The organism is Streptomyces sp. ADI95-17 (assembly GCF_003846175.1).
Taxonomy (GTDB): Bacteria; Actinomycetota; Actinomycetes; order Streptomycetales; family Streptomycetaceae; genus Streptomyces; species Streptomyces sanglieri.
Window position 1 is genome coordinate 614,318 of sequence record NZ_ML123050.1, and the last position, 18,966, is coordinate 633,283.

Genomic DNA, 18,966 nt, shown 5'->3' on the forward strand with positions numbered 1-18,966 from the left:
CGGCCGCCGATCCCGGCCTCGGTACCGAGCAGATCGGCGTGGGCCTGACGGCGGTCGTTTCGGTGAGGCTGGACCGTCCGCTGTTCCTGACGGCGGTCGTTTCGGTGAAGCTGGCCCGTCCGGTGTTCCTCGGCGCCACGAACGGCGTGCTGGGCGGCGCCGCGGTGCGTGCCTGTGTCGCCGACGCCGTCCGGGAACACCTCGGCACCTGGCTGGAGGAGCACCCGGAGCAGGCGGCGGCCGTCGGCCGGATCGTCCGCAGCGCCCGCCGGAACCGAGCGGCGGACCGCGCCCACGATTCACGTTCGCTGCCCGCCACACAGCCATCAAAAGCGCGTTCGGTATTCGTCCGCGCACGGCACAATCGCTTCCATGGTGACAGCCGAGAGCGCCCGCCCCAGCCACAACGGTCCGGTAGCCCTCGCTCGGGGGTTCCTGACCGGCGGCATCGTCGGGGCGTCGCTCGCCGCGCTGGTCCTCGGCACCGTCATCGAGAGCGTGCCGGTGTTCGTCGCGGGCCTGGGCCCGCCCGCGGTGTACGCCTTGCTGTTCTTCCTGGCCCGGATGCCCCGGCGCGCCCGCGAGGCGGCCGTGGTGCCGTGCACCGCTCTCGCGAAGATCGAGACGTGGTCTTCACCCCCGCCGAAGTCCGGGCGCCCGGCTTCCAGCTGCGCTCCCTGCCGTACGAGCGCGTCCCCGCCCTCGTCGAGAACGCCAGCACCACCCTCGGCATCGACTCCCCGCAGTCCCGGCAACTCACCGCCGACCGCATCACCGGGACCCTCACCATCCGCATCACCGTGACCGGACTCCACGGCCTCGCTCGAAGCGGACGGAGCGGGGAAGGTGTTGCGCCGCAGCCCGGCCCCCTGACCGGCATCCGTATCGCTCCTCCCGGAGAATGCTCCGATGACCACCTCACCGCAGCACCCTTGGGAACGTGCCGAGCGCCTCGACGCCGGCCGGATGACGGATGCCGTGCACGCCGGGACCGGCGTGCGGCTGGTGGTCGAGGGGCCCTGTCCGGGCGGCGAGGTGGGTGCCGCGTACGTCCGGTGGCCCGACGGCCACCGGTCCGTACTGAAGTGGCGGCCGGACACCCGGCTCGAAGCGCTGCGGGCGGGGCCCCTGGCGGTGTGCGAGGCGCTGCGCGATCAGGGGTGTCCCTGCCCGTCCACGGAGCTGGCGCTCCAGGTGGGTGGAGGGGTGGTGCTGGTCCAGGAGCTTCTGCCGGGCACACCGCCGGAGTCGCTGGACCACCACGGTCTGGATCAGGCTCTCGCTCTCAACGAATCCCAGGCCGGGCTGCTGGCCGGGCGCGCCGACATCCCGTCGGTGCACCTGTATCTGCTGGACGACGGCCCCGGCTACTGCCTTCACGAGCCGCTGCGTCTTCACAGCCCGCGCAGCGCCGCCCTCGAACGCCGGGTCCGTTCGGTCGGTGCCGGTCATCCTCCCCGTCTGGCCGGGGACGATGCCGTGCACCAGGACTTTCACCACGGCAACCTGCTCGCCGTGGACGGCACGGTCACCGGGGTCATCGACTGGGACGGCGCCGGACGGGGAGACCGCCGTTTCGACCTGGTCACGCTGCGCTTCGGGCTGCACGCACGGGAACAGGCGCCGGGGGTCGTCGGCCGGCTCGACGACATCCTGGACGCGCTGCCCGACGACGTTCTGCGCCCCTGCTGGGCCCACATGAGTCTGCGGATGACCGACTGGGCCATCCGGCACTTCGCACCGGGCGACGTGGAGCACTGGCTTGATCTGGCCGAGCGACGCCTCTGACGGAGGCGGGACGTACGGGCCGAGGTAGGTTCCTGCCGTGGCTTCGAACTGGCGGAACGACCGAATAGGCAGTGCGCTGCGAGGAGAGAACCCGACCGTGCTGCGACGGCTGGGTTCGGGATTCGCGGTGATCGGGGACGTGCAGTTCCTGCCGGGGTACTCGGTACTCCTGACCGGCCGAACCGACGTGCAGCGCCTGTCGGAACTCCCGCGGGCCGAACGGCTGGCCTTCCTCTGTGACATGGACCGGCTCGGCGAGGCCGTCGAGCGGGCCTGCCGCCGCGCCGACCCCGCGTTCCGCAGGGTGAATCTGGAGATCCTCGGCAACACCGACGGTTTTCTGCACGCCCATGTGTGGCCGCGTTACGAGTGGGAACCGGCCGATCTGGTGGGCATGCCCGTCTGGCTGTATCCCCACGACCGGTGGACCGACGAGCGTTACGCGCTCGGCCCGCGGCACGACGCCCTGCGGGCGGGTATCGGTGAGGAGCTGGACAGAGCGCCGGCGATGAGCTGACGGTCCGGCCCCACCAGCAGCCGGAACGACCGCCGCGACATCTGCAGCAGGAGAATCATGGAATCCACCGTCGAGGCGCCCGCGACCCGTCCGACACCCTTGCGGGTTCCGGCCTTCCGGCGGTTCGCGCTCGCCTCTCTCGTCTCGGCGACCGGCTCGGCGATGGCGCCCCTCGCACTCGCCTACGCGGTGATCGGCCAGGGCGGCGGAGCCGGGTCGCTCGGTGTGGTGCTGGCGACCAATTCGGTCCCCACTAGGGGTATCGCCGAGATACGGGGCAAAGGGGCAATGAGTTGATCTTGAAGCCCTGACGGGCATCCGGGCCTACTCGGCGCCGTCGGCGTCCTCGGCGAGGATGCGGTAGACGGTGGCGACCGAGGGCCGCTTGCCCTGGTTCTTGCCCGAGGTGATGACGAGCTTGCGGGCGATCTCGGGAACAGGTACGCCGTTGGCCCGCAGGGATCGTGCGTACGCGGCCATGTCGTCGTCGACGACCTTCGGACGTCCGCCATGCCGGCCGCGTTCACGGGCGGACGCCTGGCCTTCGAGGGACTTCTCCCGGATGTACTCGCGCTCGGACTCGGCCATGCCAGCGAAGAACGCGAACAGGGCGGCGCCGTGCCCGGACGGGTCGTAGACGCCCTGGAGGGGACCGGTGAGGAGTTCGAGCTGGATGTCGTGGTGGCGCAGGTCCTCGGCGATGGCCAGCAGTTCGGCGGCGCCGCGGCCCAGGCGCTTCATCTCGTGCACGGTGAAGATCACCCGTTGGTGCGGGACGGCCTTCTTGATGGTGCGCGCGAAGTCCATCGCTTTGACGAACTCAGGCCGGACCTTGACCCGGGTGCTGATCTTCTCCGAGAAGACCGGATCGCACCCGGCTTCCGCCAAGGCGTCGAGCTGGCTCTGAAGCTCCTGCTGGGCGGTACTGCAACGGGCATACCCCACCCTCGTGGGCTTCGTCGCGGCTTCCGGCGCGGAGGCGTCGATGGCCGGGCCCATCTCCCACGCGCGGCCGGGTCCGCGGTCGGCAGGGGTCTTCACCTCCAGCTCGGCGCGGAGCTGGGGGACGAGCATGAAGCGCGGGGTGTGGTACTTCGGGGCGACCTTGCCGCCGCGGGTGCGGCAGGTGCTTCCGGCGGGCACCTCACATGTCGGACAGTCGAACTGTTCGACGACGGCGGCCGGTTCGGCGAGCTCTGACATGTCGCAAAACCTATCGCGAGGGACATTGCGCGAAAGCTGTTTTGCGAGAGGTTGTGGGAACGAAGATCAGGAGCAAACCGGACACGGTCCGGCGGGGTCTCCGGCCTCTCAGAACTACTCATTTCTGCGAGCGCGAAGCGTGACACCCTTTCAACGGTGGTTGCGTGGCGGCCTGGGCGCTCTCGATCTGGAGTTCGTTCCGCTCCTGGGCCGCCGCGAGATGACCAGCGACGCCAACGGCCTGTCAGAGGTCGCTGCCCCTTCGAGCCTTCGACGAACAGACCGTCGTCGAAGGGTGGATATGTGAGGGGCCCCGGCGGCGCGCCGCCGGGGCCCCTCACTGTCAAGCCAGTCCCCACCGTGATTGGGGTCCGATCCGCCGGCCCCATGGCCGACCACCCCGTCCTGGCTTCTACGGAGCACCGCACGCCAGCACCAACGCCCTGACCGCTCGGGAGGTCGGGGGCTGCTGATCAGCCTTGCTCGCAACGGTCGGGAGCGTGGTCCGCAGGTGACTCGATCTTGCGCAGCCGTGTGAATGGCACAGCGGAGGCGAGCGCGAGAGCAATCGCGCCCACGAGCAAGAGGGCGAGCCAGGCGCCGGACCTGTCGATGACGAGTCCTGCCACGGCGGATGCCAGCGATGCGCCGAGGTTTACGGAGGTGTTGATCCATGTCGACGCTTCCGTCCGGCTGGTGTCCGGAACGATGGTGTCGGCGATGAGGTATCCGGTGATGAGGGACGGGGCGAGGAAGAGGCCGATGAGGGCGAGGCCTGCGGCGAAGAGACCGAGTGTGTCCAGCTGGGACACGAACATCGCAGCAAGCCCCATGCCGACGCACAGGGCGAACAGCCTCTTGCCGATTCCCGACTTGAGGTTCAGTTGCCCATAGAGGAAACCCCCGAGAGCGCTTCCGCCGGCAAAGGCCGCCAGGAGCCAGCCCGAAGCTGCGACAGCATCACGTTGAGCAGCGGTGGCTGGCGCTGCGATCTCCGCGACGCCCAATACACCACCGACGCCCAGCAGGACGACCAATACCCTTGCGAAACCTGGCTGTCGCAGTGGGCGATCACCTTGCGCGCCGCTCCCTCCTGTCCCGCGCAGCGCCCCCGATGACGCACTGGACGTCATCGCTGCAGTGCCGAGGGAAACCGCTGCCGCGGTCACCCAGAGCCCGATGCTGGGAGAACTGGCCACGATGACCGCGGTGATGATGACAGGACCACCGACGAAGAGGAGCTCTTCGCAAACCGCGTCGATACTGAATGCCTTTGTTCGCTGGTCACCGGCTGTTGTGAGCGATGCCCAGACCATTCGCATCGCCGCCCCCAGGGGTGGCGCTGTCAGGCCGACCACCGCACTGAAAACGAGGAACCAGATATCCGCGACACTCTCGGCTCCCGTGATGAGCGCGAGAGCGATGAACCCGGAGGCCTGGCCCGAGGCCATCGTGGTGAGCGCGATCCGTTGACCGAATCGATCGACGGCCCGGGCACGCCAGGGGGCAGCGAGGACGTTGGCGATGCCGAACACCGCTGTTGCGAAACCGGCCTGCGTGTACGAACCCGTGCTGTCCTGGACGGCGAGGAGGAGAGCAAGACCACCCATCGCGAGGGCGGACCGGCCGATCAGGGCGGGGAGGAAGGCGCGAAGAGCGCCAGGAAGGAGAAGTACTGCGAGCACGAAGAAGCTCCGATGATGTGCGACCGACGCTGAACGCGAGGCCGCCAAGAATCTGACGGCTATCGAGGTCCGGAGGGCAGGACAGAGCGCACCCTCAACGGATCAGAACCTGGACGGGAGAGACCCAGGACCGTCAGATGAACATCACGATGAACATCCGGGAAGGTTAACAGGACGCGGCCTCCATGCCGGCTTGGGTAATTCCGCACCGGTGACCTCCCCTACTGCCGAAGGCCGCATCTCTTCCAGGCTGAGCTGCCCAAGACCGGCGACGTGCGGAAGGGTGACCCGCTCAAACCGCGGGAGCGGATCGAACGCGTCCTGGACGACAACCACGCCGCCGACCGGCCGGGAGCTCGGGCGCCTCGTTTATGGCCTCATGATGCCGACCCGCTCGCGGCCGGGTCAGGCGGCTTGGCGGAGACCGGCGGCGGTCAGGTCCTGGTCGCGGAGCTGAGTGAAGTCGACATCGAGCTTCGGGTCGTACGCCTCGGGCTGGATGCCGAGTTCGTGCGTGCTGTACTCGCCGAACCGGTTGATGTGCCCGGTCAGGTACGGCGAGATGTGGGCCAGGTCCTCCGGCTCGATCGTCCAGCCCTCTTCCAGCAGCTGTCGCACGATCTCGGCGATGTCCAGGGCATTGTGAAAAATGACCGCGTTCGTGAGGAGAGCATTGAATTTCATCGCCTTCTCCTGCTCGACCGGGTCGTTGTCCGCGATGACCCCGCGGTTGCCGAAGCCGATCCACTGCGAGAAGCCGTTGAATGCTTCGGTCTTGTTCGTCGCCGCGGTCACCCGTCGGCGAAGCGCCGGATCACAGAGGTACCGCAGTAGCTGGACGGTGCGGATCACGCGGCCAACCTCGCGGAAGGCCGCGTAGGTGGCGTTCTTCTTGGAGCCCGAGCGTAGCCGCTTGAGCAGCGTGGACGAGGAGATCGCCCCCTCCCGTACGGAGACCGCCACCTTCATCAGGTGCCGGAACTGGGACTCGATCAGGTCCCAGTCGATGACGTTCTTCCCGACCTCGCCGAACAGCGCGCCGATGTGCACGTACTCGGTGGTCTTGCTGGGCCGGTAGAAGGTCAGGCCCTTCCAATTCCTGATCCTGGGCATGAGATCGAAGCCCAGCAGGTGCGCGAGCGCGAACACCGGCTGGGACTGGCCCTGGGTGTCCGCGTGCACCGTGGTCGGCTGCACCTCGGAGGAGTTCTTGAGCAGGCCCTCGATGATGTAGACGGCCTCCCACACCCCGCACGGGATGAAGTGCGTGAACAGCGCGACGTAGGTGTCGGAGATGTGGTGGTAGGCGATCCCGCCCGGCTTGCCGTACCGGACCGACGTCTCGGCGAGCAGGTTGTCGAGATAGGTGTCCATGTGGGTGCCGTCGGCCGCCACCGTAGTGCCGTCGCCCCACGCCTGCGAGATGTCCAGGCGAGCATGCGCGTTAACCAGATCGGCGATCGCCTCGTTCAGCAGCACGATCGAGAAGTGCCGGTTCGCCGTGTACGCCAGCTCATGGCCGGAGACTCCGGGGATGTGCCGGGCGGCCTCGTACGGGCCCATGTTGGTGCCCTTGACGAAGGTCGTGATGACGTAGCGGCCGAAGGGATCACCCAGCTTCGGCTCGTTGCCGGACACCGGACCGAAGCGCTGCCACCAATCCACCCAGTACGCGGTCCGTGCCACGATCCCCATGAGCGAGCGTTCCGGCATCCGGGCCTTGATCTCCTGCTCCAAGCGCCTCGCGGAGGGCCGCTGTCCCTCAGAGCGGTGCGGCTTCAGCGACGGGATTCCGGTCTCGGGGTCGATGACCAGGCCCTCGTTGTCCGGGTACCCGGCATCCGCCGCCGCGGCGGCCGCGGTGAGCTTGTCCTCCAGCTGCCGGCGGAAGGGGACCGCGTCGAACGCGGCGGTCTCGCCCTCCTCGCACAGGCCGACCTCGACCAAGTAGGTGCCCAGCTTCTCCTTCACGACCTCCCAGTCCAGCAACTGCCTGGACCAGTCCGCGTACTCCTCCGAGCCGACGACCGCGACATCGCCGGTGCGCAGTTCCTCGGCGAGCGCGGTGAAGACCATCGCCTCGAAGTGCTTGCGCACGAACTGCGCCGCACGGGTCTTGTCGACCACGGCCTTGCGCCAGTTCTGCGTGGCGAAGGAGATGTCCACCTCCTTGCCCTCCTCGTCGAAGGCGGTGATGTACTCGCCGCGGGCGCTCTGGTGCCGCTGGGCGTGCGCGAGCGCATCCAGCACCCGCCGGTCCTCGGACGTCTCGGTGAACTCCAGCTTCTCGGCCAGGTCGAACATCACCGCGCGGTCCCGGCCGATCTGCCCGTACAGCAGCACCTCCCAGAAGTTGCCGTGATGGGCCGAGACCTTCTCGATCTGCTCGTACTGCTGGACGAACCCGCCAAAGCCCTCCACCGCCTTGGTGACGGCGCCGAGCCCGCCAGCCTGCACCACCAGGGCCTTGGCCATCGCCAGGACCGCCGGGGAAACCTTGCCGCCCAGGCGCTGGGCGACCTCGTCCCCCGGTGACTCGTCATCCAGGCCCTCCAGGGCGTGGCGGACCTCGGCGGTCATGGCCGCGGCCTTTTGAACCGCCTGATGGGCGGGGCCGTCGGCGTCGATGTTCTTGAGCACCGTGCGGTAGTTCCCGATCAGTGCCTCAACGATCTCCCGCTCGGCAAGCCGGATCTCCTCCAGCTCCTCCTTGGCCTTCTTGATCTTCGTCGCGACGCGCTTGCAGAACATCGTCGCCAGGTCGTCGCGGACCCGCATCCTCGCCTTGTGAGTCAGACACGCGATCAGCGCGATCTGCTTGATGGGGGCGTAGTCCCGAAGCTCCGAGGCGTCCGCCGCGTCCGCCTCCCCGGCGAAGTCGGTGATCTTCCCCGTGGCGACCGACTCCATCCACACCGACGTGTCGCCGAGCTCGTCGACCCACTCCAGGCGCTTGGCCAGGCTCTTGAAGTGCGACCAGGTCGGCCCCTTGGCGGGCTTCTTCAACCGGTTGAACAATGTGGTGCCGTCGCTGTCGCGCTCCTGAAGCAGCCGCAGCAGCCCGGCCCGCTGAACGGGAGTCATGCGGTCGTGGATGCCCTCGCGGATCGAGACGTTCACCTCGGTGCGGATCTCCGAGGCCATCTTGTCGAAGGTGGAGAACCCCGGCAGCTCCAGCCCGGCCTCCACCACCTTCTCCAACGCGATGTTGATGAGATCCGCGGGCCGGTTCTTCGCCGCGGCCTCCTTGCGGATCGACCGCTCGGCGATCCGCCGGGCCTCGCCCTGGTCGTACTTCACGCCGAACTTCTTGCGGACCAGGCCCCGGTGGTGCTTGGCGGTCCGCTCCGCCCGGTACAGCGGCAGCGTGCCCTCCGGCAGCTCCACCTGGCGCCGTACGAACTCCACCACCTGCTCCGGCACGTCCTCCAGCGCGGGGAAGCATCCCATGCGCTGGCACGACTTCAGCATCAGCAGCAGGGCCAGCAGATGTTCGTCTCCATCCGTGGCATCGGCCGCCCACTGAAGCTCATCGCGAGTTGGCGAGAAGAACAGATACAGCTCATGCGCGGTGATCAGCCGCTTGAACCGCGGGTACGCGGTCCGCTCGATCGAGGTCACAATCCCGCCCCGGCCCAGACGACAACAACATCACAACCAACGACACCGAGCCGAACGGGTGACGGGACGGGCGCTCTCAGGGATTCAAGATCAACTCATTGCCCCTTTGACCCGTATCTCGGCGATACCCGCACCATCGTCTTCACCGTCGCGGGCGGGGTGCTCGCGGATCGTCTGTCCCGCAGCCGGATCCTGTTCCTGAGCAACCTGCTGGCCGCGGCCGCGCAGGGCGTGCTCGCGACGCTCGTGGCCACCGGACATGCCACAACGGCTTCGATCGCCGGGTGCGGTTTCGTCTCGGGGATCGCCACGGCCTTCACGGCTCCGGCCGCGACGGGCGTCGTGGCGCAGATCGTCGCGGCCGAGCATCTCCAACGGGCCAACGCGCTGCTCCGGCTTCCGAGCAATGCCGTCAAGGTGCTCGGCCCTGTTGCCGGAGGGGTGATCGTCGCGGTCGGCGGGCCGGCCTGGGCCCTGTCCTGGGACGCGCTCAGCTTTCTCGTCGCGGCGCTGCTCCTGCTCGGTCTGCGGCTGAGCGCACCGGTCACGACGAGCAGCGCCCTGGCCGATCTGCGGGCGGGGTGGTCCGGGTTCCGGTCGCGTACCTGGCTGTGGACGTACACCGCCGCGGGAACGGTGGTGGTCGCCGCGTGGCTGGCCGGGTTTCAGCTGCTCGGTCCGGTGGTCGCGGCCGAGCGCTACTCGGGGGCACGTTCCTGGGGGCTCGTCCAGGGCGCGTTCGCTTTCGGCCTGTTGGCGGGAACGGTGGTGTGCCTGCGCTGGAAGCCGTACCGGCTGCTGGCCGTCGCCGTGGTCACCGGCGCCGGGCTCTGTCTGCCGCCGGCCGCGCTGGGCCTTGGCCTGCCCCTGCCGTGGGTGCTGCTCGGCGCCGTAATCGCGGGCATCGGGCTGGACATCACCATCGTGGCGTGGAACACGGCTCTCCAACAGCATGTGCCGCAGGAGGAGATGGGCCGGATGAGCTCATTCAACGGTGTCGGGGAGCGTCTCGCCATCCCGCTCGGCTACCTGATCACCGCGCTCGCCGTGCACGCCTGGGCCGACCGGACCGTACTGCTGGTCTGCGCCGCTGTCATCGTGGCGGCCACACTCCTCAACCTCTGTGTCAGGGACGTGTACCGCGTCAATCGCCGCTGACCACGATCCGGGCGGCGCCCGGCACGGGTCCACCGGTGAATGGACCCGTGCCACGAGCCGCCCGTGAAGTCGCTCGTGCGCGGGGGTCAGTAGGAGTGGTCGGCGGTGACGTCGGCCGAGAGGTGGAGTGTTCGTTCCGCCGTCGTCGTGCGCAGGGCGAGGAGGGTCTGGGCGAGCGCGTCGACGGTGACCAGGTGGGCGATGCGGCTGGCCGTGGTCTCCAGGCCGAAGACCAGGTCCTGTCCCCCGGCGACCAGTGTGTGCGTACTGGTCTCGCTCAGCGGTGACTGGGCATAGCTGGTCAGGCCGATGACCTCGGCTCCGGCCAGGCGGGCGCGGCGGGCGGTGTCGACCGTACTGCGGGTGGCTCCGGTGTGGCTGATGGCCAGGCAGACGGCGCCCGGCGGGAGTTGGGCGGCGGAGAGCTGAGCGGTGAGGGCGTCGGCGGGGGCGTCGACGACACAGCCGAGGGCACGCAGCCGGTACGCGGCGTCGGCGGCCACGGCGGCGGAGAGGCCGGCCGCGGCGACCACGACGCGGGGGGCCGCGTCCAGTGCGGCGGCGGCGGCGCGGAGCCCGGTGGCGGTGAGGGTGGTGGCCAGGTCGTCGAGGGCCTCGCGGGAGGCGTGCAGCGTGTCGGCCAGCGCACGGGCCGCCGGGTCGTCGCCGGGGTCGAGGGCCGGTGCGCCGCTCCCCGGGCCCTGGCGTGCTGCCGCGATCTTCAGTTCCTGATAGCCGCGGAAGCCGAGGCGCTGGCAGGCACGGACGACCGACGACGGAGCCGTACCGGCCAGGGCCGCGACGTCACTGACGCTGAGCCGGACCAGGTCGGCCCCCTGGTCGAGGATCACCTGCGCGACGCGCGCCTCGGTCTCCCGGAGCTCCGGCAGCCTGGCCCTCACGTGGGCACCGAGCCGGTACCCGTCACTGGAATTCTGTTCCATGTGATTAGAGTAGCGCGGAATTTCGTTCCAGATACTCTGTTGTCGCAGGGAGCCCCGCCATGCCCTCGTTCCTTCCCCCTGGCTCAGCCGTGCCTGCGGCCGTGCTCTGTGCCGCCGTTCTCCATGCGCTGTGGAACGCGATGGCTCACCGCATCCCCGACAAACTCGTGGGCTTCACCCTCATCAACCTCGCGTACACCGGCTGCGCGGCGGTCATGGTCTGCCTCGTTCCGCTGCCCGAGGCCGGGGCCTGGCCGTTCATCCTGGTCTCCGCCGCACTGGAAGTGCTCTCCCAGCTCTTCCTGCTGCGGGCCTACCAGCTGGGCGACTTCGGCCAGATGTACCCCATCGCCCGCGGCACCGCGCCACTGCTGGTGGCCGTCGCCTCCGTGACGTTGCTGGGCCGGCCAATCGCCGCCGCCGAAATGGTGGGCGTACTGGTCATCTCGACCGGACTGGCCGGGCTGGCCTTCGCGGACGGGTGGCCCGGGCGCGCACAGCTGCCCGCGCTCGCCGCGGCGGTGGCCACCGGCGCGGTCATCGCGGCCTACACCGTCGTCGACGGCACGGGGGTGCACCACTCCGGGACCGTCATCGGCTACATCGCCTGGCTCTTCCTCTGCCAGGGCCCCGTTCTGCCTCTGCTGGCGCTCGCCCGGCGGGGCCGTCCGCTGCTCGCGCAGCTGAAGCCGGTCCGCGGGGTCGGCCTGACCGGCGGCGTCATCTCACTGACCGCCTACGGCCTGGTCATCTGGGCGCAGGCCCACGGCGACCTCGCGACCATCGCGGCCCTGCGCGAGACCAGCATCCTCATCGCGGCGCTGATCGCCACGCTCCTGTTCCGCGAACGGTTCGGGCGGCTGCGCCTCACCGCCGGCGCGGCCGTCCTCGCCGGCATCGTCGTACTCGAACTCGCCCATCCCTGAACCGCCGGACCCGCCCCGGCTACACCGTCCGGCCCGCGACCTGCCGTTCCGGTCCGCCCGGTGCCGGGATGGCGGCGGCCGCACCGACCGGCGCCGGGGCCGTCGACTCCCGTACGACCAGCCTCGGCCGGATGAGCAGTGACCGTCCCGCCGCCGGGGCCGAGTCGATCCGGGCCCGCAGCTGCTGGAAGGTCTCCGCGGCCATCTCCGGCAGCGGCTGGCGGACCGTGGTGAGCGGCGGTTCGAAGAGGTCGGCGAGGAGGATGTCGTCGAAGCCGACCACGGAGACGTCCTGGCCGGCGCTGCGCCCGGCGTCCTTGGCCCCCCGGCAGATCCCGATCGCGCACATGTCGTTGATGGCGACGAACGCGGTGGGCGGGCGGGGGCCGCCGAGGAGCTCCCGGGCGGCGTTGCGCCCCAGTTCGGCCGCGTCCTTGTCACCGAACTCGGTGGCGTCGGCGCCCGGCCAGACGATCGCGTCGGCCGGGTCGAGACCGGCCGCCTCCAGGGCGGCCCGGAAGCCGCGCAACCGTTCGCGGCGGTTGACGCTGTTGACCGAGCCGGAGACGAACGCCAGCCGGCGGTGTCCGAGTTCGATCAGATGACGGGTGGCGATCTCGGCGCCCATCGCGTTGTCGACACTGATGGAGGCCAGCGACGGCGGATCCCCCGCCTGCGCGGTGCGGTCGAAGGCGACCATCTTCAGCCCTCGGCTCAGCAGTGGTGTCATGTGGTCGAGCGAGGGCAGCGAGGAGCAGAGCACCACTCCGCTCACCCCGTCCGCGAGCAGTTCCTCGCCGTACTTGAGCTCGCGGGCCGCGTCGCGCTCACTGTTGCAGAGCAGTACGTGGTAACCCTCGGCGAGCGCGATGGCCTCCAGCTCCCGGGCGAGCGCCCCCCAGAAGGGGTTGGCCACCGACGGCACGATGAGGCCGATGACCTTGATCCGGCCGGTGCGCAGCATCCGGGCGGCTCGGTTGGGCCGGTAGCTGAGCTGCTCGATCACCTGCTCCACGCGAGCCAGCGTGGCCGCCTGCATACGGTCCGTCCGCCCGTTCAGGACGTTGGAGACCGTGCTCGCGGAGACCCCCGCAGCCTCCGCGACCTGATGGATCGTTACCCCGCTCATGCCACCTCCGGTTCGGAACTCGCTAGACCATACCAGTGTATCGATTTACTGAACTTCGTTTACCGGTACACCCGTTAACATCCCTGAAAATTCATGTGCATCAGCTGTTGACGTCGCTCTCACGGCGTTCCTAGCATCAGTGCATCGATTTACCAGCACTTCCCAGCCATGGCTGGGTCTCATCGCTGGATCGATCCACAGCCTCCACCTCAAAAGGGGTGTTCCATGCAACTCAAAAGACGGTCGCTGCTTGCCGCCATCGGCGCCGGTACCGCTGCCGCCGCGCTCAGCGGGTGCGGAACCGGCACTTCGGCGGCAGGCTCCGCCGACGGTCCCGCCGAAGGTGAGATCACTCTGCTCACCCCGATCTACGAAGGTGCCGACGGCAAGACGCTGTTGGAGAAGGAGATACTCGGCGGCTTCCGGAAGAAGTACCCGGACGTCAAGGTGAACGTGGACTACACCACGTACGACCAGCTCAACGAGAAGATCACCACGGGGCTCGCGGGCGGTCTGCTGCCCGACGTGCTGATGATGGGCGTGGGCTGGATCCCGCCGTTCGCCGCGAAGAAGGCGATCGCGGAGCTGCCCGAGAAGTTCGCCACCGCGCACGACTACGAGAAGCGGGTGCTTGAGCCGTCACGGTACGACGGCAAGCTGTACGCGCTGCCGGTCGTGCTCGACACCCGCATCGTCGTCTACCGCAAGGACCACTTCGCCGAGGCCGGCATCAAGAAGACCCCGGCGAACTGGGCCGAACTGCGCGCCGTGGCCAAGCAGCTGACCAAGAACGGCCGGATCGGGTTCGACCCGTTCTCCATCAATCTGCGCCAGTGCTGGGAGACCTTCCTCTTCGCCAACGGTGGCCAGCTGTTCAGCGAGGACGGCAAGAAGGTGCTGTTCACCGACGCCCGCGGGGTCGAGGCGCTGCAGTTCTTCAAGGACCTGATCAAGGACGGCTCCGCCGACTACGCCAAGAAGACGGACGCCGGCGCCCCGACCAACGTACAGACCGGCAAGGCGTCGATGATGATGACGACCAGTGCCCTGTGGACCCAGGTCGGGGAACAGACGCCGGACCTGATCAAGAACGACAAGCTCGGCGCGTTCGTCCTCGCCAACCGCAAGCCCGCGATGCTCCAGGGCGGCACGCTCGTCACCCAGTCCGCCACTTCCAAGCACCCGGCAGCGGCCCGTGCGCTCGTCGAGTACCTCGCGACGCCCGAGTCCATCCTCGGTGCGGCCAAGCAGCGCGGTTCGGTGCCCGGTCTGAAGGATCTCAGCGACACCTCGTACGTGAAGGAGAACAAGTTCGTCGATCTCTCCCTGCAGAGCATGGGCGACGCGTGCTCGGAGGGCGGCACCGCCGCCTGGATGGAGATCCGCGAGAAGATCAAGCCCACACTGGAGCCCGCGATCGTGGGCAACCAGTCGGCGAAGGACGCCATCGCGGAACTCGGCCGGCTCGCCGAGGCCGCGATCGGCCGGATGTAAGGACCCGTCACTGTGGGAGCTACATCCGTATTGAAGGCGCGCCCCGCGCCGCCCTCCGCCCCGGCCGGGCGCACGGTCACGAAGAAGCGCTCCGGCCGGGCCCCGACGGGGCCGGGGCGCCGCAGGCAGCGCGCCGGCATGCTGATGGTGGCGCCCGCGCTGCTGCATGCCTCGCTCTGGATCGGCCTGCCGGTCGTCGCATCGGTGGTCCTGGCCTTCACGAAATACGACGTGCTGACGGCGCCGCAGTTCGTGGGTCTGGACAACTTCCGCGACATGCTGGACGACGCGGTGTTCCGCAAGTCCATCGTCAACACCGTCATCTACACCTTCTTCACCGTCCCGTTCGGCATGGCGCTGGGGCTGCTCGTGGCCCTGGCACTTCACACCGGGCTGAAGGCGCGGGGCATTTTCCGTACCGCGGTCTTCATTCCCCAGGTGACGGCCACCGTCGCGATCGCGCTGGTCTGGCTGTGGATCTACAACCCCGGCAACGGGCTGCTGAACACACTCCTGTCCTTCCTCGGGATCGACGGCCCGGCCTGGCTCTCGTCGACCTCATGGGCGATGCCGTCGGTGATTCTGGTCGGCATCTGGCAGGGCATCGGCATGAAGATGCTCATCTACTTGGCCGCGCTGCAGTCCCTGCCGAAGGAACTGTACGAGGCGGCTTCGGTGGACGGCGCGTCCAAGGTGCGCCAGTTCTTCTCGATCACTCTGCCGCTGCTGAAACCCGCGACGTTCTTCGTCCTCATCACGTCGATGATCAGCGCGTTCCAGTCCTTCGACCAGATCTACATCCTGACCGACGGCGGCCCGGGCAACAGCACCACGATGATGACGTTCGAGATCTACAAGTCCGCCTTCCGGGAGTTCCGCGTGGGCTACGCCTCCGCGCAGTCACTGGTGCTGTTCGTGCTGCTGATGGGCTTCACCCTGGTCAACCGGCGGATCATGGGAGGCACCCGTGGCAACAACTGAGCTGCACGCGCCGGGGGCCACGAGCAAGTCCCGGCCGGTGAAGAACGGCAAGCCGCTCACCGCCGGCCGGGTCGCGCTCTATGTGACCCTCACCGTCGTCTCGCTGCTGATGGTGGTGCCGTTCGTCTGGATGGTGCTCACCTCGCTCAAGACCCCGGTGGAGATCGCCTCCCAGGACGCCGGACTGCTGCCGGAACACTGGGAGTTCGGGAACTACGTCGACGCACTGAAGGCGGCGCCGTTCGCGACGTACGCGCGCAACAGCTTCATCATCGCCTTCAGTCACACCCTCATCAACGTGGTCGTGGCGTCGATGGCCGGGTACTCGCTGGCCCGGATCAAGTTCCGGGGCAGCGAGGTCATCTTCTACCTCTTCATCGCCGCGCTGATGATCCCCACCTACACCAAGGTGCTGCCGGAGTTCCTGATCGTCCGCTTCATGCCGCTGGCCGGCGGGAACGACGTCTTCGGCCAGGGCGGCAGCGGCTGGCTGGACTCCTGGTGGGCGCTGATCGTTCCCGGCGCCGTCACCCCCTTCGCGGTCTTCCTCTTCCGCCAGTTCTATCTGGACCTTCCGGTGGAGCTGGAGGAAGCGGCCAGGCTCGACGGTCTGGGCGAGTTCCGGATCTACGCCCGGATCATGACGCCGCAGGTCAAACCCGCGATCACCACCGTGGCGCTGCTGACCTTCGAGTCGTCGTGGAACAACTTCCTCTGGCCACTGCTGGTGACCCGCACGGACAGCCTGCGGGTGATCCAGGTGGGACTCTCCGTCTTCAAGACGGAGAACGGCCCCCAGTGGCACTTCCTGATGGCCGGCACCACGCTGGCCACCCTGCCCATGGTCATTCTCTTCCTCATCGGCCAGCGCTACTTCGTGCAGGGCTTCGCGACCGCCGGTCTCAAGTGACCGGCTCCGGTCACCGGTGACCGGCTCGGGCCCCAACGGTCTTTCCTCGAAAGGTACTTACTCCATGTCTGCTGATCTCAACGGCTCCCGCGCACTGGTGACAGGGGCGGGCCACGGCATCGGCCGCGCCATCGCCGTCGCGCTCGCAGAGGCCGGCGCGGACGTCGCCGTCCACTACAACTCCTCCGCCGACGAGGCCGCGAAGACGGTCTCCGCGATCGAGGCGCTGGGCCGCCGGGCCAAGGCCTTCAAGGCCGATGTCACGGTGACCGCCGACGTGGACCGGCTCGTCGAGGAGGCGACCGGCTTCCTCGGCGGCCTGGACGTCCTGGTCTGCAACGCGGGCCATCTGATCGGCCGGGCCACCATCGCCGAGATGTCCGACGACCACTTCGACCAGGTCATCTCCACCAATCTGACGTCCACGTTCCGCACCGTGCGCGCCGCCGTCCCCCACCTGAAGGAGTCGTCGGCCGGCCGCATCATCACGATGTCCTCGCTGGCCGCCCACAACGGCGGTGGCCCCGGCTCAGTGGCCTACGCGGCGGCCAAGGCCGGTGTGCGCGGCTTCACCAAGGGCCTGGCCAAGGAGCTCGGGGGCACCGGCATCACGGTCAACGCCGTCGCGCCCGGCTTCATCAAGGGCACCGCCTTCCACGACACGTTCACCGCCCCCGAGGCGCAGCAGGCCATGGAGGCGGGCATCCCGGTCGGCCGGGCCGGCACCCCCGAGGACGTCGGCGCCGCGGTCGTCCACCTGGCCCTGCCGTCGTCCGGCTTCCTCACCGCCACCACGGTGGACATCGACGGTGGCGTGTGGCCGCGTTGAGGCGGATCGCCCGGGAGCGGGGCGGCTGGTGGCACGCGTACGTCTGCCCGGCGCACGGCGTGGAGCTCGACCACGGTGACCTGCTCTCCGGGGTGTTCCCCGAGGGCGGTGCGCGCTGCGCGTACGGCTGCCGGGTGGACGACGAGGCGGTGCGCGGCGCCTGGCTGGTGCTCTCGCACCAGGCGTGGGCGCGGCACCTGCGGGTGCTCGCCCACCGCAAGGAGCGCGCGGAGTCGGTGTCGCGACTGGTGGAGTACGCGGGGCTGTACGCCTCGCTGGCCACCGAGCGGCACGGCGAGGCCCAGTCCTGGATGCTGCGCGGCCGGCTCTTCCACCAGGCGCTGACCGACGCCATCTGGGCGGTGAACGTCGGGCACGCCGTGATCACGCTCGCCGAGCAGTCGACCGAGGACCTGGCGCCGGTGCTGCCGCTGCTGGACGCGCTGGAGCAGGCAGCTCTCGACGCCCGGGACGTGCTCACCGGTCAGGGCCAACTCGCCTCCAACTACACCGCGTGGCTCAACGCGGCCGGTGTGGCGGCGAGCCGGGGTGGTGCGGCGGCCCGTGGCCAGGAGTGGGACGGCGCCGGGCGGTGGCTGGAGGGCGAGCACGGGCTGTACGCGCATCTGCGCGTCGCGGTCGCCGACGACGGCTGGGAGTGGGAAGGCAGCACCTATTACCACGGGTTCGTGCTGCGGGCGGCGCTGCTGGCGCTGCGGGGCACCGACCCCGCCGCCGTGCCGTCCGACGTGGTGGATGTGCTGGCCGGGATGACGGATGTGCTGGCGGCGATCGCCACGCCGGGCGGCATCCTGCCGGCGCTGCACGACGGCCCGTATCTGCGCCGCCCGCTCGCCCTGGAATGGCTCGAACTCGCGGCCCTGGCTCAGCAGTTGGTGCCATCTCCGGCACTGGAAGCGGTGGCCGGGCGGGCCCGTGCCGAGCTCGGCGCGCAGGACGACGGGCTCGACCGCGAGCTGGCCGGCTGGTTCGCCGGACCGCCGCTGCCGCAGCGGCCGGCACCCGGTCCGGTGACGGTGTTCCCGACCGCCGGATACGCGGTGCTGCACCACGCGGGCGTGCACGCGCTGCTGGACTTCGGTCCGCACGGCGGCTCGCACGGCCATCGGGACAAGCTGTCGCTCTATCTGTACGGGGAGACCACCCCGTGGCAGCCCGACCCGGGCCAAGTGCCTTACGCTCACGCCGAGTTCCGGGATCTGTACGCGTCCACGGAGGCCCACCCGGCGTTCCGGGTGGACGGCGCGGAACAGGCCGAGTGCACCGGGCGGCTGCTCGGCGCGGACGGTTCGTCCGTCACCTCCGAGGTGACGACCGCCTACGAGGGTGTGCGCGCGGTGCGGCGGGTGGTGCTCGGTGACAGCTATCTGGTCGATCTGCTGACGGTGCGGGCCGAGGAGGAGCGGCGCCTCACCGCGCAGCTTCGCCCCGGTGTGGCGCTGGACGTCCAGCTCCAGGCCTCGGGCGAGGTCCGCACCACCTGGTACGGGGACGAGACCCTGCACGGCTGGCACACCCACACCCCCGGCGCGGCCGTGCGTCCGGTCTCCCGGCCGGGCCCCGGTCCGGCCGACGACCCGCAGCGGGTGCGCACCCGGGTCGACTTCACCGCCCAGTCGGACCTGGTCACCTTCGCCTCGGTGTACCAGGCGGCGTCGGCCGGCCCCGCCGTGGCCGACGTGACGCTGGACGGTGACGGGGTACTGACGGTCGCGCTGACCGACGGCAGCGCCGCACGGTTCCGGACGGAGGACTGACCC

14 protein-coding genes and 3 pseudogenes are annotated in these 18,966 nt (G+C 69.3%); 11 read left to right on the forward strand and 6 right to left on the reverse strand.

The annotated features are described in order from the left end of the window. Nucleotides 1-146 precede the first annotated feature (146 nt). Nucleotides 147-236: pseudogene (locus EES42_RS46635) on the forward strand (hypothetical protein); the annotation flags it as partial. 90 nt (nt 237-326) lie between these two features. Here EES42_RS46635 and EES42_RS45140 read toward each other — a convergent pair. Further along, a complete protein-coding gene (locus tag EES42_RS45140) occupies nt 327-917 on the reverse strand; it encodes a hypothetical protein (protein WP_164495419.1) in 591 nt (196 codons plus the stop codon). Between EES42_RS45140 and EES42_RS33560 the strand changes: the two genes are divergently transcribed. The 3 genes and pseudogenes from EES42_RS33560 to EES42_RS33570 all read left to right on the forward strand — a co-directional run. After that, entirely contained in the window at nt 910-1,788 is an 879-nt protein-coding gene (locus EES42_RS33560; protein ID WP_124721973.1) for a phosphotransferase, read from the forward strand. The two genes, EES42_RS45140 and EES42_RS33560, sit on opposite strands and share 8 nt — an antisense overlap. Nucleotides 1,789-1,825: 37 nt before the next feature. After that, nucleotides 1,826-2,305: an HIT family protein gene (locus EES42_RS33565; protein ID WP_124721974.1), complete on the forward strand. Its 480-nt coding sequence runs from the start codon at nt 1,826-1,828 to the stop codon at nt 2,303-2,305. A 57-nt stretch (nt 2,306-2,362) separates the two neighbouring features. Further along, nucleotides 2,363-2,560: pseudogene (locus tag EES42_RS33570) on the forward strand (MFS transporter); the annotation flags it as partial. 69 nt (nt 2,561-2,629) lie between these two features. Here the strand turns inward: EES42_RS33570 and EES42_RS33575 are convergent. From EES42_RS33575 to EES42_RS33585, 3 genes are all read right to left on the reverse strand, one after another. Continuing rightward, nucleotides 2,630-3,508: a recombinase family protein gene (locus EES42_RS33575; RefSeq protein WP_124721975.1), complete on the reverse strand. Its 879-nt coding sequence runs from the start codon at nt 3,506-3,508 to the stop codon at nt 2,630-2,632. A 473-nt stretch (nt 3,509-3,981) separates the two neighbouring features. Continuing rightward, a complete protein-coding gene (locus EES42_RS33580) occupies nt 3,982-5,193 on the reverse strand; it encodes an MFS transporter (RefSeq protein WP_124721976.1) in 1,212 nt (403 codons plus the stop codon). 405 nt (nt 5,194-5,598) lie between these two features. Next, nucleotides 5,599-8,814 (reverse strand): Tn3 family transposase, encoded by a 3,216-nt coding sequence (locus EES42_RS33585; protein ID WP_124721977.1) that lies wholly within the window; start codon nt 8,812-8,814, stop codon nt 5,599-5,601. Between the two features lie 132 nt (nt 8,815-8,946). Between EES42_RS33585 and EES42_RS33590 the strand changes: the two are divergent. Next, a pseudogene (locus EES42_RS33590) lies at nt 8,947-9,972 on the forward strand (MFS transporter); the annotation flags it as partial. Between the two features lie 86 nt (nt 9,973-10,058). Here the strand turns inward: EES42_RS33590 and EES42_RS47395 are convergent. Beyond that, nucleotides 10,059-10,916, reverse strand: a complete 858-nt coding sequence (locus EES42_RS47395) for a MurR/RpiR family transcriptional regulator (protein WP_124721979.1) — start codon at nt 10,914-10,916, stop codon at nt 10,059-10,061. A gap of 59 nt (nt 10,917-10,975) precedes the next feature. Here EES42_RS47395 and EES42_RS33600 point away from each other — a divergent pair, with 59 nt between their 5' ends. Beyond that, nucleotides 10,976-11,842, forward strand: a complete 867-nt coding sequence (locus EES42_RS33600) for an EamA family transporter (protein ID WP_124721980.1) — start codon at nt 10,976-10,978, stop codon at nt 11,840-11,842. A gap of 19 nt (nt 11,843-11,861) precedes the next feature. On the opposite strand, the gene EES42_RS33605 is transcribed toward EES42_RS33600, so the two are convergent. Next, the gene (locus EES42_RS33605) at nt 11,862-12,971 is read right to left on the reverse strand and encodes a LacI family DNA-binding transcriptional regulator (protein ID WP_124721981.1); all 1,110 of its coding nucleotides are present in this window, start codon (nt 12,969-12,971) and stop codon (nt 11,862-11,864) included. A 225-nt stretch (nt 12,972-13,196) separates the two neighbouring features. Between EES42_RS33605 and EES42_RS33610 the strand changes: the two genes are divergently transcribed. The 5 genes from EES42_RS33610 (at nt 13,197) to EES42_RS33630 (ending at nt 18,963) form a co-directional block, all read left to right on the forward strand. Beyond that, nucleotides 13,197-14,465, forward strand: coding sequence for an ABC transporter substrate-binding protein (locus EES42_RS33610; protein WP_124721982.1), 1,269 nt, complete (start codon nt 13,197-13,199; stop codon nt 14,463-14,465). 12 nt (nt 14,466-14,477) lie between these two features. Then, nucleotides 14,478-15,446: a carbohydrate ABC transporter permease gene (locus tag EES42_RS33615; RefSeq protein ID WP_241196755.1), complete on the forward strand. Its 969-nt coding sequence runs from the start codon at nt 14,478-14,480 to the stop codon at nt 15,444-15,446. Continuing rightward, nucleotides 15,433-16,356, forward strand: a complete 924-nt coding sequence (locus EES42_RS33620) for a carbohydrate ABC transporter permease (protein ID WP_241196756.1) — start codon at nt 15,433-15,435, stop codon at nt 16,354-16,356. The genes EES42_RS33615 and EES42_RS33620 overlap by 14 nt, the downstream gene beginning before the upstream one ends. A gap of 64 nt (nt 16,357-16,420) precedes the next feature. Beyond that, entirely contained in the window at nt 16,421-17,185 is a 765-nt protein-coding gene (locus EES42_RS33625) for an SDR family NAD(P)-dependent oxidoreductase (protein WP_124721983.1), read from the forward strand. Then, on the forward strand, nt 17,173-18,963 hold the full coding sequence (locus EES42_RS33630; protein WP_164495420.1) for a heparinase II/III domain-containing protein: 1,791 nt from the start codon (nt 17,173-17,175) through the stop codon (nt 18,961-18,963). The genes EES42_RS33625 and EES42_RS33630 overlap by 13 nt, the downstream gene beginning before the upstream one ends. Nucleotides 18,964-18,966 lie beyond the last annotated feature (3 nt).